Origin of the sequence: Waddlia chondrophila WSU 86-1044, from assembly GCF_000092785.1 — a bacterium.
In the GTDB taxonomy this organism is placed as follows: domain Bacteria; phylum Chlamydiota; class Chlamydiia; order Chlamydiales; family Waddliaceae; genus Waddlia; species Waddlia chondrophila.
Genome location: NC_014225.1, coordinates 668,461 through 682,233 on the forward strand (window position 1 = coordinate 668,461; position 13,773 = coordinate 682,233).

A 13,773-nucleotide genomic window follows, 5' to 3' on the forward strand; every position below is an offset into this window, starting at 1 on the left:
CTATGCGTCAAATTTTCAATTCATTTCAGTATGCCAAGTTTGATGAAGCTTTCTTTCAATGACAAGTTTTCAGGTTTCTCAAATGCTTCCGACTTCGCCAGCCATTTGACGTAATCTTCCGGCACTTCTTGAAGCGGCTTGCCTTGGTATTTGCCAAAAGGCATCACTGTGATGTCTCTTGGCATGCATAGCAAAGAATAGGATTGTTCGATGTCTAGATCATCGCTCATCTTTTCAAAAACCTTATGAAGGACAATCACATCATCAAGAGCTCTGTGGGCGTTGTTTGCTTCAATACTGTAGATTTCCCTCAAGAACTGTAGCGCGTGGCGAGGAAGATCTGGGCGATAGCGGCGCGCCCATTTTAATGTATCGAAAAAACGCCATTCCGGCATTTCTAATGCATGCCGCTTAAATTCATGGCGGAGAAAATGAACGTCAAAATTGTCGTTGTTGTGAGCGATTAGAATCACATCGCCAGAGCAAAACTCGATGAATTTTTGGCCAACCTCCTTGAATGTCGGAGCATCTTTGACCATATCGTCTGTGATATGGTGTACCTTGCTAGCTTCTTTGGGAATTGGAATGCCGGGGTTGACAAGCTCTTCTAAAGAGCAACCGCTGATTGGGTCGTAAGCGGCGATCTCGACAATGCGATCGTGTTCAGCCTTGATTCCAGTTGTTTCCGTATCATAAAAGATAGGTCTAGCCGGCATTTTTTGCTTTCCTAAGAATTTCTTCAAACGTTGCAACCTCGCTTGCTACGGCGATTACTGTCGGCGCAATTTGTTCACAAATAAGTGTTAACGATTTTAGATAAGATTCCAATACCCGTTCGTCGATTTTGTTATCAATAGTCGGTAGCATGACTCGGTAAAAGCAAGTATCTGAGTCTTCATCCATACCAAATCCTGGAATGTCCAACTCTTTGTTGATCTGATGCAGCAGTCTAGCCAGATCGCTTTTGGCACGGCTTTTTATAGGGATCGGGATGAAAACCAGGAGTTGCAGCAATTCGCTTCCTTCAAATGGACGTAGGAAAAGAGGAAATTCGCGATTGGCAATTTTAAGAATGGAGACCACTTGACCGGTTTCTTTTTGAATTTCGGACTTGAATCCATTTTTTTTGAGAAAATCGATAAGGGTTTCTTTAGTGATTGACAACATAAATAAGGAGGTCCTTTAAGAGGGTGTTTACAAAGTAAATGGAATTCGAATTCCATTTACTTTGTAAACACCTCCTAAGATGCTTCGAGTTCTACTCGGGAAATTTGTTCATTTTCTTCGTTGATGAGTTCATTTCGGTAGATAGGAGTTTCTTTATCGGCTTCAATCCCTATAGATACCTTATCTCCTTGAATTTTTAAAATTGTGATGACAACTTTTTTATCTTTTCCAATAGTGACTTTTTCTTCTGATTTCCTGGTCAGAACTAGCATGTCTATTCCTCTTGAATTGGTGAACCTAGATGTATCCCAAATAGAAGCAAATCCTTTTATTCAGATAGATTCGTGGATTTTGAATTTCATTTACTTTCTGAACACTCTTTTAGAAGCCACTGGATGTCAAAGGGTTTTCAGGTTTATGAGTGCCGACAACAGAGGGATTGTTAGTGGCAGGGATTACTGAGTATTCGCCTTCTTTTGGAATGCGATAACAGCCTGTCATGAGAGTAAAATTTAGTGCCAGAATCGTAAATGTAAAAAGAAATTTTTCAATTTTCAAAATTTTATTCCTTCTCATATGATGTGTGAAGGACATCATACGAGAGGCTGAAAATATCGGCAAGTTGAAAATCACGATTCAAAATTCAACGTATGCAATAATCTGATTGATGTGTGAAGCGTGTTTATGGGGTCATCAGTTCGTCGAAAGAGGCATTATCGTTAGCTTTTCCCAGCCGTGTTTCTCCTAGTTTAGTGACTCCGTTTAACGATTCGGCAATTGTGTAAGTTTTATCTTGAAAGCCAACGACATACAGCGTTGTTTTTTGCGAAAGAGTACGGCTTTCCAGAATTTTAATTGCGCTGCTTCGATTGGATTGTTGGATTTTTGCAGACATCATTCTTTTAAGAATCCACATAAAAAGAACCATAAAGGCAACGATGCCTGTCAAGTAGATCATCATTTGAATGAATTCATCGAAGAAGCGGGAATCGCCGGATTGGTCGGCATTCTTCAGCTCTTCAGCAAAGTATTCTGGATATTTTTCCAGAGGGTCATCGTTTTTTTTCTCCTGGGCAGGCAAGGGAGAAAAAAGGATGAGGAAAGCAAGGATTATCTTTTTCATAATCTAAATTAATAGAGGACAGGGGAAATAAATTCAATCTTATACCGATCATTCCCCCCCATCTTTTTTCAGAAAATTATTTTTATTTGCGTTTATTTTTTGAATTTTTCTATTCTTTTTGAATTCTCATCATTGCGGAGTCATTTATGCTAAAGAAATTATTGATATCTCTATTGTTCCTTCCGTTTTTGATTTACAGCGATGAAGAGAATCAAGTGGAGCTTCTTTCAGACCGTTTTCAAGCGCCTTCAGGCATCGTTGCCGGCTGCGTCAATGTCGTCACAGGCAATTACTTCCTCGTTGAAACAGACCTTTATGTTCCAGGCCCCGTACCGATTATTTACAAACGTTTTTACAATAGCGGAAACCTTGGAGGCGGAATACTTGGCGGAGCTTGGGGGGCGTGGAACGATAACTACCACACTTTAGCAATCCGCCATAAGTGTGTAGTATCAGAAGGCCCGGCAATCGTTCATATTAATGATGGAGCAGGGGTTTTGCAGTATGAAGGGGAGTTAAACACAGACTATGAGCATTTAAGCTATGCCAGCGACCATCTCAAATGGGGAGTGATCAACGGACTTCAGGGATCAGATAGCGCGCGCTATAACGTCATGAAGCGAAAGGTTTATTTGAAATGCGATCCTTATCCTGCAATCAAGATTGCTCATGAAAATGGGGAGGAGTGGCAGTTTACCGCGTTTTCAGACTCTCCTTTTCGCAACTGGATGCGGATGAATCAAAAGATAAGCGACAACCAAACATATCAAAGCTATAGTTATCAAGGGCCCGGCAACGTTGTGATTGACTGTGTCAAATTTTACGACAGCCGGGACCTCATGCTAGGCTCCCTTAAATTCATCAGGCATTACAACAACAAAGAACTGAAGCAGCTCGACTTAAACTTGCATGACGGCCAATGGGCCACAATGTTGTATAAGAACGAAAAGATTGCTTATGTTTCAAGACCTGTTGCAGCGCACACAGCTTACGACTGGAAAGATGGCCGCATCGTCAAGCGGATGCTTCAAGTCGATACCCATTTCACAGAAATTCAATATTATGAGAAGGGAAAACCAACCATTGGCGGCAGAAAAGTCAATATCAGATATGAAGACGACCGGCGTATCGGACGAGTCGCCGAGCTTCGGGCACCCGTTGGAACAAGTGCAGCCCCCATTGCCACACATCGATTTTACTATTATTTACAAGATAAAAATCGGGCAAAAGGCCCAATTAGCGGCTTTTGTGAAGTAAGGGATGCTTATGACTATAAGAAAGTGTACACCTTTAACAACAAGCAGCGTCTGACCTGTATTGAGGATTACACCCGAACAGAAGAGATTTACCGAACAGAAAGATTTTTTTGGGATAGCCACTATTTCGCATTTAGCTGCAAACATGATGAATCGGAGAAGATCTCAAAAGGTTATTTCCAACACTACGACGACCAGCGAAATATTTCCCAATGCACCATTGTAGGCAACTTAACCGGATTATGCGAAAAACTGCCTGAATATCTCCCTTTATATCAATCCGTATATCCACCTAGGTACGTCTCTGGGCGGAGAAAAAAAATAAAGTACGAGAGTCATCACATCCATTACAAGTACAATGACCGCAATCTCGTCACCGAAAAAAATGACGGCAGGCAAACCGTCCACACCACCTATGTAGGAGACTCTTCTCAAATAGCTTCCAAGATCATATCGGATAGCGATGGCATAAAAGAGAGAACTTTTTACACATATGATGCCGCAGGCGCAGTCATTGAAGAGATCAAAGATAACGGCAGCACACCCCATGTTTCCGACTTAACAGGAGTATCGCAAAGATTAATCACACGTACACAGCCGACAACAACATCACCTGTAGGCCTTCCGAGAATCGTCGAAGAGTTTTACCTGAACCTTGAGACGCAAGAAGAAATCTTCCTGAAAAAAACAATCAACACCTACGATCGGTGCGGCAGCCTGATTAAGCAAGATATTTACGACTCAGAAGGCAATCATGCCTCCACTCGCGAATGGAAATACAACGAGCACCGCAAAGTCACCTGGGAAAAAGATCCATTAGGAAGAGTTTCAACCTATACCTATGATGCCCATGACAACTGCCGCAAGAAAATCACCCCGACACAAGAAGAGGAATGCACATACGATTTCTCTAACCGTTTAATCAAAAGAACAATCCGTCGGCCCGTTTTCCTAACCGAGTCGTATACCTACGACTACAAGCACAACTGCACCTCCTCAACCGATATCTATGGCAATACCACTCATTACGCTTACGATGAATTTGACCGGTTGATCAAAAAAACACTTCCGGAGGGCGCCGTTGAAGAGTATCGCTACGATATCGACGATAATCAGACACAAGTCATCGACGGCAATGGACACCTGACGCAGAAAAAATATACCGCATACGGCCTTCCCTACCATATCAAATATCCCGATGGAACAGAAGAGAGATACATCTATCAAACAGACGGCGTATTAGAACAGCACATCGACCAAAACGGCACGCGCACCGTCTACACCCACGACTACAAAAAGCGGAAAACCTCAGAAGAGGTTTACTCTGATAAAGAAGAGCTTCTGTTATCGAAATACTGGATCTATAACGCCTACCATCTCATAAAAGAGATCGATCCCGAAGGAACAGTCACCGAATACAGCTATGATGGAGCCGGAAGGCTCGCTTCAAAAACATGCGGAGAGCGTGAAACCCTCTACGGCTACGATTCCCTCGGCAGGCAGAATCAAACATGGGAAAAATTTGCCGAAGGGCAATACCGCGTCTCCATTAAAATCTTCGATCCCTTAGATCAAGTCATTGAAGAGCGGATCGAAGATCAAGAAGGCACCCTTTTTTCAAAAACCCTCTTTTCCTACGACTTCGACGGCAACCTCGTTAAGCGCACCCGTTTGACAGACAACGGCTTGGAGACAGCCTCCAAGGAGTATAACGCCTTAGGTCAAGTGACAAAAACCATCGACCCCAATGGAAACGAAACCCATTTTACCTATACCTATGGCAAGCAGCCCGCCACCACCAAAACCGATCCCCTCGGCCGGCAGACCCGCTCGCTATTTGACAGCCAGAACAACCTCATCAAAGAAGAGAAGTTGGATCCTTTAGGAAACCCCCTTCATACAGCCATCTTCGTTTACGACCCCGCCGGCAATCTCTTAGAAAGAGAAGATCGTGTCTATGTCGATCAGACACATGAAAGAACGCTTTTCACAGCATTTGAATACGATGCCTTAAACAGGCAGACAGCCATCATCGAACCTGAAGGGAAGATCACTCGGACCGACTATACACCGACAGGGAAAGTTGCCTGCATCTACAAACCGGACGGCAAAGCGATCATCCACGTTTATGACCCTCTAGATCGATTAAAAGAACTGTTCTCATCCGATGGAACCGTGCATGACCATTATTGCTACGACCTGAACGATCAGATCGTTCAAACCACAGATCAGATCCATCAAACAACACTTGAAAGAGTCTTTGATGCCCATGGAAACATCCTTTCAGAAAGCTTCGGCGATTACACTATCGACTATGCTTATGACCCCTTAGGGCGTTTAATCAAGCAGACGCTTCCCGACGGCTCCACAATCAACTACACCTACAATGCAGAGCATCTGTTGTCTGTTGCGCGGGATCATTGTATTCACCAGTATGCTTATGATTTGTCAGGGCGGGTAAAAGAGACCCATTCACGCACGGCAGGCAAGACAGCGTATCATTATAACTTAAACGGAGCTCCCCTTGCATTGGAGTCAGAGAAACTGGTTCAGGAGTGCACCTATGATGCCGTTGGGAATTTGACCGCGTTAAAGCAGATCGACCCGTTAGGGGAGGTCAACTGCCAGTATCGCTACGATCATTTAGATCAACTCGTATCAGAGTCTGGATTTGCGGAGCACACCTATCATTCAGACTCCCTTGCAAACAGGCGGCTAAAAGATCAATCGCACTATCAGGTAAACGATTTAAACCAGCTTATCGATCTCGACGGCCGGCAGTTTTCCTACGATCAAAATGGCAACTTAGAATCTTTTGAAACAGAGCACAATTGTGTCTACGACGCTCTCGATCGCCTGATTGAAGTGCACACGCAAGAGTGCACCTGCCTCTATACCTACGATCCCTTTCATCGCCGGCTGAGTCGAACGGTACTGAACCAAGAGGGATCTTTGCAGCAACACTATCTCTATAGCGGCGATAAAGAGATTGGTTTGCTTGAGCAGGGGAGGATTCGTCAGTTGAGGATCTTAGGCAACCCCGCTGAAGAGATCGGCTCGGCAGTCCTGTTTGAAATCGATGGCATCAAGTACGTTCCCCAGCATGATTTAAGGGGGAATGTTGCCCTTTTGCTCAGTCCAGCCGGAAAGGCAGAGGTCTATCGTTACTCAGCATTTGGAGAGGAGTTGTTTCAGGAACCGGTTTCTCCTTGGCGTTTTTCTTCCAAGCGGGTAGATGAAGAGACGGGCTGGGTTTATTTTGGAAGGCGTTATTACGCACCTTCTTGGGGAAGGTGGACGACAGCGGACCCCGCCTGGTTTGCAGACGGCCCGAACCTCTATGCCTATGTGCACAACAACCCTTTGAAATATGTGGATCCGGACGGTCTGTCGGCAATCGAGCATCAGCAGATGAACAGGCCCGGGACGCAAGGGACGTTTTTTGGAAGCTTTTCCCGAGGCATATTGGATGATACCAGCTGGGGAGCGAGCAGCTGGATGCTGGGAGATTACGTGTGTGATAACTGGCAGTCAAGTCTAGGATATGGAATGGGGACCGGAGTCTCCATGATGGCAGGTCTTGTCTATGGCGGAACGGAGGCGAAGTTGCTTGGCGCTGCAGGAAAGGGCCTGAACCGGGCGGCGCGTTGGCTTAACTTTGCAGAGAAGGAGGTGAAGGCTGCGTGCAAGATGGAGGGAACGGCAGCTAAAATCTCCAGAGACATTGCGCCAAAGATTGAACGGTCTGTGAAGGATGTTGTTTCGAATGGAATACCTTCAAAGGTTAGGGATACACTGGATCATATTAACAAAACTGGAAATATTCCCTCTGGATATAAGGGAGGGAGAATATTCAAGAATGATGGCCGGGGTGGTGGGCAACAACTTCCTCAAAAAGATGTATTTGGAAATCGAATCACATATAAAGAATATGACGTCGCTCCGTATCAGAAAGGTGTGAATCGAGGAGCTGAACGTCTTGTTCGCGGAAATGATGGAAAGTCTTATTACACGAACGATCACTATAAAACATTTACACCTATGGAGTGATGGCAATGACCATTTCTGGATTTATTTCTAGGCCCGAGAAACCTTGGTTGTTTACTACACAAAAGACAATTACTCAGCAAGATATTCCTGAAGGTATTCTTCTTTTGGAGTTAAATGCTGTTTCTATGTCTAATTTGGATGATCTATATCGGGAATTTGCTGCTGCATTTAAATTTCCTGATTATTTTGGATATAACTTTAATGCTCTTGATGAGTGCATAACTGATTTAGAATGGCTTCCTGCTGATGGCTATCTATTAGTAATTAAAAATTCTGATCGCCTACTTAGTAAAGAGCCTAATGATATTTTGGAAAGCTTTTTATCGATACTGGACAGCGCTGGAGAGGAATGGGCAACTCCTATCGTGCAAGGCGAAGACTGGGATCGAGAGGAAGTGCCTTTTCATGTGCTTCTAGAGTTAGATAAGGGTAAAGTTCCTAGTTTTCAGTCAAGGCTTAAAAACCTTGGTTTTGAGATCGATAATTTATGAAAACAATAATTAGTCGGGGAAGGAGGTGAAGCTGCATCAAAAGTAGAGGGAACAGCAGCTAAAATCGACAGGGATATTGCGCCAAAAATTGAACGGTCTATGAAGGATGTTGTTTCGAATGGAGGAAAGGCTAGAAATGTTTTCCCTGAAAATCCAAAAAATTTGCTTTCAGATCTTCCTCGTGATGCAAAAGGACATATTTATGCATCTGATAACATTCGCATACGACCGGAGCAACATTTGCTAAGAGGTTGTATGTGAATTAAACTTTTAGGTATAAATTAGCGCATTTTTTGAATATGTGGGGGCTAAAATGCGCAAACCTTATCCGGATGACCTAACAGACAAAGAGTGGGAGCAAATCAAGCCACTTTTAACCAGCTCAACTTACCGTAATGCCGGCAGGAAGCCAAAGCACTCTCGACGGGAAATGTTTAATGCTATCTTTTACCTTTTGAGAACAGGATGCCAATGGAGACATCTCCCTCATGATTTTCCTCCATGGACAGCTGTACAGGGCCAATATTCTCGTTGGAAAAGAAAGGGAGTTTTTCACATGGTTCACGATTATTTACGTAGAAGATTGCGAATTCTTCTTGGTAAAGCCGAGGATGCAAGCGCGGGTATAGCAGATAGCCAGTCTGTAAAAACAACAGAAAAAGGGGGCTTAAGGGCTATGACGGAGGTAAAAAAATCAAGGGTCGAAAAAGGCATATAGTAGTTGATACCTTGGGTTTCATCATAGCTGTAGCAGTTGGGAGCGCTTGCTCAGGAGATCGAAATGGGTTTATACTGCTCCCCGTTAAGACATAAAAGGAGCTAAGAGAGTAAAATAACTATCTAAACTATAGGGTTTTACTCATGAAACGAAGAAAATGGACTCCTGAATTAAAAACAAAAATTATATTGGAAGGATTAAGGGGTCGTCCCCTTGCCGAAATTTGCACTGAATACGAAATAAGTCAGGCTCAGTTCTACCAATGGAAGGACTGTTTTCTAAACAATGCGAGCCGAGCGTTTGAAAAAGGAAAATCAGACCAAAAGGAAGCACGTCTTCAGAAGCAAAACAATCGTTTGAAACAAGTGGTTGCAGATCTTACTCTCGAGTTAAAAAAAAACGACGAGGAGTGGTATCTGTGAAGAGAAAACGTCCTGAGATAAGAAGAAAAATCGATGATGTCCTCGCCGAAAGAATTGCTCAGATAAAAATGGAGCACCCCTTTTGGGGTTACAGGCGAGTATGGGCAAGTTTGCGTTATAGAGATGGAATACCGTGCAATTTGAAACGCATTTATCGAATTATGAAAGAGCGAAATCTTCTTTGCGCCAAAAAAATGAGGCCTAAAACTGCTGATAGACATCATCGACCGAAGCCCAAGGCGGAAAAACCTAATCAGATATGGGGAACAGACATGACAAAAGTTTTTGTCGAAGGCGATGGCTGGACTTACATAACAGTTGTACTTGACTGGTACACGAAAAAAATTGTGGGGTTGAAGTCTGGAAGGCGCTCTAAGTCAATAGACTGGCTAGAAGCATTAGACCGGGCGCTTAACACGCAATTTCCAGAAGGGGCCCGTGGCAAAGGACTAAAACTTGTCTCAGATAACGGATGTCAGCCCACTTCAGAGGCTTATATGCGTTACTGCTCAAAAGTAGATGTAGAGCAAATTTACACAAGCTACAACAATCCAAAGGGAAATGCAGAGACCGAGCGATTCATGCGCACCATGAAAGAGGAGCTTTTATGGCTAAAAGAATGGAGGTCTTCAGAAGAACTCTCAAAAGAATTGCAAAGTTGGGTTCTGAAATACAATTCCGATTACCTGCACTCTACTTTGAAATACCGATCTCCAAATGAAATGGAAAAACATTATTATAAATGTGAGGCTGCTTAATGCGAGCGCCCCTGATAGGAAGCATTGAAGGAGAAATCAGATTGCGGTCAATGCCGAGCGTTAGCGAGCTGAAAGGCAGCATTTACTGCAATCTGAGAGCTTCGAAAATTCCTGTATCAGGGGGGCGAAAACTCTCTTAGTTTTTGCTTGATTAACGGGTAGCACTACAGGTTGAGAGTCCTGCTCGATAGATTTCAAAGTGCTTTTCTCAAGCTAAAGTTATTGTGGACAGATATGGGGTACAACGGGGAAGAGATGCAAGACGATCTTTTTAGTTTAGGAGTTCGACAAGAGGTAATTGGTGGAATCAGATCAAAAGGCAAAGGGTTCCATGTTGAACCGAAAAGGTGGATCGTGGAAAGAACTTTTGCATGGCTTGGACGGTTTCGAAGGCTCAGCAAAGATTATGAATACTACCCATCCACGAGTGAATCTATGATTTACTTAAGTATGAGTCGTTTAATGCTGAAGAGGATTGCTAAATTGAGTTAATTCTGACCTTGCCCCATAATTAGGTCCAGTTTCAACTAGAGGTTCCTGTTAACTGTAGCATTTTTTCACTAGAGTTCAAACACTCACTGAGCTGGCTAGCCAGCTCGTGAGGCGTCAGTCCTCCAAGTGCACTATGTGGACGATATAAATTGTATTCATTAGCCCACTTTCCGACAATTCTCCTTGCATCTGATAAATTTAAAAACCAATTTTCATTCAAACATTCATCTCGAAGCTTGCCGTTAAAACTCTCTATGTTACCATTTTGATATGGTTTCCCTGGCTCTATGTATTGCCAATCTATTCCCTGATCAGACGACCATTTTAGCACGGTATTCGAGGTAAACTCTGTTCCGTTATCACTAAGGACTACCTTTGGCTTTCCATTTGCAACCATAATTTCGCTTAATATCTCTGTTACCTTCCTCCCATTTATAGATGTGTCCACAAATATCCGAAGGCATTCTCTGGTGTAGGTATCAATCACAGTCAGGAGCCTGATTCTCCTGCCATTAGCTAGAGCATCATGGACAAAATCAAGAGCCCACTGTTGATTGCGAGCGAAAGGTTTATCTTGAGCTCTTCTTGAGCCAATAGCGCGTTTTCTTCCCCCTCTCTTCAGGACCTTTAATCCACAGGCACGGTAAATACGGTACACCTTTTTATGATTGACTTTCACGCCTTCGCGTTTGAGTATCATATGTATGCGACGATATCCAAACCGCCGTTTCTCGTAAGCGATTTGTTTTATCTTGGTTATAAGAGCGGTTTCATCTTGTTTTCTTGAGCTGTATCGTACAACCGATCGATGAACCCCAACAAGCTGACATGCGCGCCGCTCACTTCTCTTGTGTTGTTTTACAAGAATTTGCACGCATGCCTTCTTGGCTCGCGGGGTTACCACTTTCGCGAAACAACATCCTTCAAAGCTACGATGTCGAGAGCTTGCTCAGCAACCAATCGCTTTAGCTTGTTGTTTTCTGCTTCAAGAGAGCGAAGCTTTTTTGCATCTGAAGCAACCATACCGTCAAATTTAGCTTTCCAGTTGTAGTAAGTAGCATTTGAAATTCCGTATTTGCGACAGGCTTCTTCGACTTTAAGACCTGCTTTTACTTCATTGAGAACATTTATTATTTGTTCTTCCGAAAATCTTTTTTTCATGGCTTGTGTTCCTTTTTGTGGTTAATAGTTTACACAAACCTCTAATTTTATATGGACCGATTTCAGGGGAGCAGGTCAATTCGCCTACACCCTCTAAGGCAAGGTGAAACATATAATGCTAGACATCATGGACAGCATTACCATGTTGATATTCGCCGTGATCCTATGCTGAGTTGGAATAATCGAAATAATGTTATTAAATTAAAACCAGAAGGCTATTCCTCTGGTTCTGGAACGGGATTCCTTCCAGGTGAAAAATTTCCAGGAGGGATAATGTAATGTCTATTAATAAAGATCTTATTGAAATTGATGTAGGAGTTGGCTTGAGTGATTCTGAATTAATTTCTTATTTTTATCATAAAACAGAAAACAAACTTGTAATTAAATTGCAGATTTGGGATGCAAGCGTCGTAGAAATTTGTTGCGATAGTCCAATATTATTTGTGGATAGAGGGTGTGGTGAAACATCTCTATTTTGTCAGAAGACATCAGATTCGGACATGCTAAAAAGGGCATTAGAAACAAATTATGACAAAGGGATTATTCCAAATAACCATCCTTATAAGGTATATCAAATTCTAGACCTTGATGATAATCCCTCAATAGAAATTATTTGCAAAGGTATTGAGATTCATAGAATAAGGTAATGGGATTTACAGGAATGGAGGTGTCGCTATTCAGCATTTGGAGAAGAGTTGTTTCAAGAATCGGTTTCTCCGTGGCGTTTTTCTTCCAAGCGGGTAGATGAAGAGACAGGCTGGGTTTATTTTGGGAGGCGTTATTACGCATCTTCTTGGGGAAGGTGGACGACAGCGGACCCTGCCTGGTTTGCAGACGGCCCGAACCTCTATGCCTATGTGCACAACAACCCTTTGAAATATGTGGATCCGGACGGTCTGTCGGCAATCGAGCATCAGCAGATGAACAGGCTCGGGACGCAAGGGACGTTTTTTGGAAGCTTTTCCCGAGGCATATTGGATGATACCAGCTGGGGAGCGAGCAGCTGGATGCTGGGAGATTACGTGTGTGATAACTGGCAGTCAAGTCTAGGATATGGAATGGGGACAGGCGTCTCCATGATGGCAGGTCTTGTCTATGGCGGAACGGAGGCGAAGTTGCTTGGCGCTGCAGGAAAGGGCCTGAACCGGGCGGCGCGTTGGCTTAACTTTGCAGAGAAGGAGGTGAAGGCTGCGTGCAAGATGGAGGGAACGGCAGCTAAAATCTCCAGGGATATTGCGCCAAAGATTGAAAGAAATTTGCCGGATGTAGGAAAAGGGAGCTATGTACCGGGTGTAGGAGGTTCTCCTAAGTCAATGCCTGAAGGGCATATGTGGACTTCTGGAAGCCCTTTTAAAAACAAAACTGCAGAAGAGCTTCATCAGATGTTTGTTGATAAAGGGTATGACTATGGAGCAAGGAGTCCTGAACTGCTAATAAGAGGAAAGGGAAATTACATTAATCCTAAGAACGGCCGCCAATTTCACATCGATCCAAAAAATTCCGGGAGATATAGAGAGCCAAATCATGTGGATGTTTCAAGACCAGAAAAATATAATGGAAGTTTACCCAAAAAGAGGTTTTCATATTTAGATGATTGATTTTGACAATTTACCTGCAGATATTACAAACCACATCCTGCTTTTCAGGGAATTTCTAAATATTTCATGGGATCATGTGATTTATAAGATAATGGATGAGCATGACTGGGATGATGATGGTAATTTCATATATAATTGGATGCAGATAAATTGGGAGTTATTGGTTGAGAGAGAGCTTCTTGGGAAATCTTTCAATTTATCCCAATTTTCTTCTACCCATCTTTCCGACAATATTTTGCACCCTAATGTAAAACCAGATTTTATGGTTGTTGGAAAATCTTCAAGGGATTTAATAGATATTAGATCAGGTAAGGAAATATCAAAAAATCAAACTTTAAGGCTGTTTACATTTAAAACACATACTTATGAATCTAAAGGTTTTGCTTTTGGGCCTCCTTTTGAAGTAGCTGGTTTAATTGATATCGAAACAAATGAACTGTATCATGTTCTGTTCGAAGAGTTATCCTTTTGGTTAGAAAAATTCATCAGTTGAGCGGCTTCGAAAGTGTATGTTAAAGGATAGTACGTTCATTATCC

Annotated in this window: 16 protein-coding genes and 1 pseudogene; 11 read left to right on the plus strand and 6 right to left on the minus strand. The window is 42.9% G+C overall.

From position 1 onward, the window contains the following. Positions 1–20: 20 nt before the first annotated feature. The 5 genes from WCW_RS02945 to WCW_RS02965 form a co-directional block, all read right to left on the minus strand. A complete protein-coding gene (locus tag WCW_RS02945) occupies positions 21–716 on the minus strand; it encodes a putative quorum-sensing-regulated virulence factor (RefSeq protein ID WP_013181708.1) in 696 nt (231 codons plus the stop codon). Further along, positions 706–1,167, minus strand: coding sequence for a YbjN domain-containing protein (locus tag WCW_RS02950; RefSeq protein WP_013181709.1), 462 nt, complete (start codon positions 1,165–1,167; stop codon positions 706–708). The genes WCW_RS02945 and WCW_RS02950 overlap by 11 nt, the downstream gene beginning before the upstream one ends. A 74-nt stretch (positions 1,168–1,241) precedes the next feature. Then, positions 1,242–1,439 carry a carbon storage regulator gene (locus WCW_RS02955; protein ID WP_013181710.1) on the minus strand — a complete coding sequence of 66 codons (198 nt, stop codon included), beginning with the start codon at positions 1,437–1,439 and terminating at the stop codon, positions 1,242–1,244. A 109-nt stretch (positions 1,440–1,548) separates the two neighbouring features. After that, a complete protein-coding gene (locus WCW_RS10240; protein ID WP_169302729.1) occupies positions 1,549–1,725 on the minus strand; it encodes a hypothetical protein in 177 nt (58 codons plus the stop codon). Between the two features lie 124 nt (positions 1,726–1,849). Further along, positions 1,850–2,290, minus strand: a complete 441-nt coding sequence (locus WCW_RS02965) for a FliO/MopB family protein (protein ID WP_013181712.1) — start codon at positions 2,288–2,290, stop codon at positions 1,850–1,852. Between the two features lie 146 nt (positions 2,291–2,436). Here WCW_RS02965 and WCW_RS02970 point away from each other — a divergent pair, with 146 nt between their 5' ends. The 7 genes from WCW_RS02970 to WCW_RS09920 all read left to right on the plus strand — a co-directional run bounded on the left by WCW_RS02970 (position 2,437) and on the right by WCW_RS09920 (position 10,477). Then, positions 2,437–7,596, plus strand: a complete 5,160-nt coding sequence (locus WCW_RS02970) for an RHS repeat-associated core domain-containing protein (protein ID WP_013181713.1) — start codon at positions 2,437–2,439, stop codon at positions 7,594–7,596. Beyond that, entirely contained in the window at positions 7,596–8,087 is a 492-nt protein-coding gene (locus tag WCW_RS09670) for a barstar family protein (RefSeq protein ID WP_049767110.1), read from the plus strand. The genes WCW_RS02970 and WCW_RS09670 overlap by 1 nt, the downstream gene beginning before the upstream one ends. Before the next feature lie 313 nt (positions 8,088–8,400). After that, positions 8,401–8,805: an IS5 family transposase gene (locus tag WCW_RS02980; protein WP_013181716.1), complete on the plus strand. Its 405-nt coding sequence runs from the start codon at positions 8,401–8,403 to the stop codon at positions 8,803–8,805. Next, on the plus strand, positions 8,802–8,900 hold the full coding sequence (locus tag WCW_RS10505; protein WP_227738832.1) for a hypothetical protein: 99 nt from the start codon (positions 8,802–8,804) through the stop codon (positions 8,898–8,900). Before WCW_RS02980 ends, WCW_RS10505 begins: the two co-directional genes overlap by 4 nt. Positions 8,901–8,948: 48 nt before the next feature. Further along, a complete protein-coding gene (locus tag WCW_RS02985) occupies positions 8,949–9,227 on the plus strand; it encodes a transposase (RefSeq protein WP_013181285.1) in 279 nt (92 codons plus the stop codon). Beyond that, positions 9,224–9,985 carry an IS3 family transposase gene (locus tag WCW_RS02990; protein ID WP_013181286.1) on the plus strand — a complete coding sequence of 254 codons (762 nt, stop codon included), beginning with the start codon at positions 9,224–9,226 and terminating at the stop codon, positions 9,983–9,985. Before WCW_RS02985 ends, WCW_RS02990 begins: the two co-directional genes overlap by 4 nt. A 171-nt stretch (positions 9,986–10,156) precedes the next feature. Beyond that, complete coding sequence (locus WCW_RS09920; RefSeq protein WP_063124745.1) at positions 10,157–10,477, plus strand: IS5/IS1182 family transposase; 321 nt, start codon at positions 10,157–10,159, stop codon at positions 10,475–10,477. A 31-nt stretch (positions 10,478–10,508) separates the two neighbouring features. Here WCW_RS09920 and WCW_RS03000 read toward each other — a convergent pair. Continuing rightward, a protein-coding gene (locus tag WCW_RS03000; protein ID WP_143876344.1) for an IS3 family transposase occupies positions 10,509–11,638 on the minus strand; the annotation gives its coding sequence in 2 pieces (ribosomal slippage) (positions 10,509–11,380 and positions 11,380–11,638; 1,131 coding nt in all). Positions 11,639–11,916: 278 nt separating this feature from the next. Between WCW_RS03000 and WCW_RS03010 the strand changes: the two genes are divergently transcribed. The 4 genes and pseudogenes from WCW_RS03010 (at position 11,917) to WCW_RS03020 (ending at position 13,729) form a co-directional block, all read left to right on the plus strand. Further along, a complete protein-coding gene (locus WCW_RS03010) occupies positions 11,917–12,285 on the plus strand; it encodes a hypothetical protein (protein ID WP_041941491.1) in 369 nt (122 codons plus the stop codon). A 39-nt stretch (positions 12,286–12,324) separates the two neighbouring features. Further along, positions 12,325–12,525, plus strand: a pseudogene (locus WCW_RS10455) (RHS repeat-associated core domain-containing protein); the annotation flags it as partial. 33 nt (positions 12,526–12,558) lie between these two features. After that, positions 12,559–13,236: a polymorphic toxin type 37 domain-containing protein gene (locus WCW_RS10510; RefSeq protein WP_420805049.1), complete on the plus strand. Its 678-nt coding sequence runs from the start codon at positions 12,559–12,561 to the stop codon at positions 13,234–13,236. After that, positions 13,229–13,729 (plus strand): hypothetical protein, encoded by a 501-nt coding sequence (locus WCW_RS03020; RefSeq protein ID WP_013181720.1) that lies wholly within the window; start codon positions 13,229–13,231, stop codon positions 13,727–13,729. The genes WCW_RS10510 and WCW_RS03020 overlap by 8 nt, the downstream gene beginning before the upstream one ends. Positions 13,730–13,773 lie beyond the last annotated feature (44 nt).

Bases quoted from the DNA above. Each gene is read 5' to 3' on its own strand.
- WCW_RS02945 (WP_013181708.1), bottom strand. From the start codon at position 716: ATGCCGGCTAGACCTATCTTTTATGATACGGAAACAACTGGAATCAAG.
- WCW_RS02950 (WP_013181709.1), bottom strand. From the start codon at position 1,167: ATGTTGTCAATCACTAAAGAAACCCTTATCGATTTTCTCAAAAAAAAT.
- WCW_RS02955 (WP_013181710.1), bottom strand. From the start codon at position 1,439: ATGCTAGTTCTGACCAGGAAATCAGAAGAAAAAGTCACTATTGGAAAA.
- WCW_RS02965 (WP_013181712.1), bottom strand. From the start codon at position 2,290: ATGAAAAAGATAATCCTTGCTTTCCTCATCCTTTTTTCTCCCTTGCCT.
- WCW_RS02970 (WP_013181713.1), top strand. From the start codon at position 2,437: ATGCTAAAGAAATTATTGATATCTCTATTGTTCCTTCCGTTTTTGATT.
- WCW_RS09670 (WP_049767110.1), top strand. From the start codon at position 7,596: ATGGCAATGACCATTTCTGGATTTATTTCTAGGCCCGAGAAACCTTGG.
- WCW_RS02980 (WP_013181716.1), top strand. From the start codon at position 8,401: ATGCGCAAACCTTATCCGGATGACCTAACAGACAAAGAGTGGGAGCAA.
- WCW_RS02985 (WP_013181285.1), top strand. From the start codon at position 8,949: ATGAAACGAAGAAAATGGACTCCTGAATTAAAAACAAAAATTATATTG.
- WCW_RS03010 (WP_041941491.1), top strand. From the start codon at position 11,917: ATGTCTATTAATAAAGATCTTATTGAAATTGATGTAGGAGTTGGCTTG.
- WCW_RS10510 (WP_420805049.1), top strand. From the start codon at position 12,559: ATGAACAGGCTCGGGACGCAAGGGACGTTTTTTGGAAGCTTTTCCCGA.
- WCW_RS03020 (WP_013181720.1), top strand. From the start codon at position 13,229: ATGATTGATTTTGACAATTTACCTGCAGATATTACAAACCACATCCTG.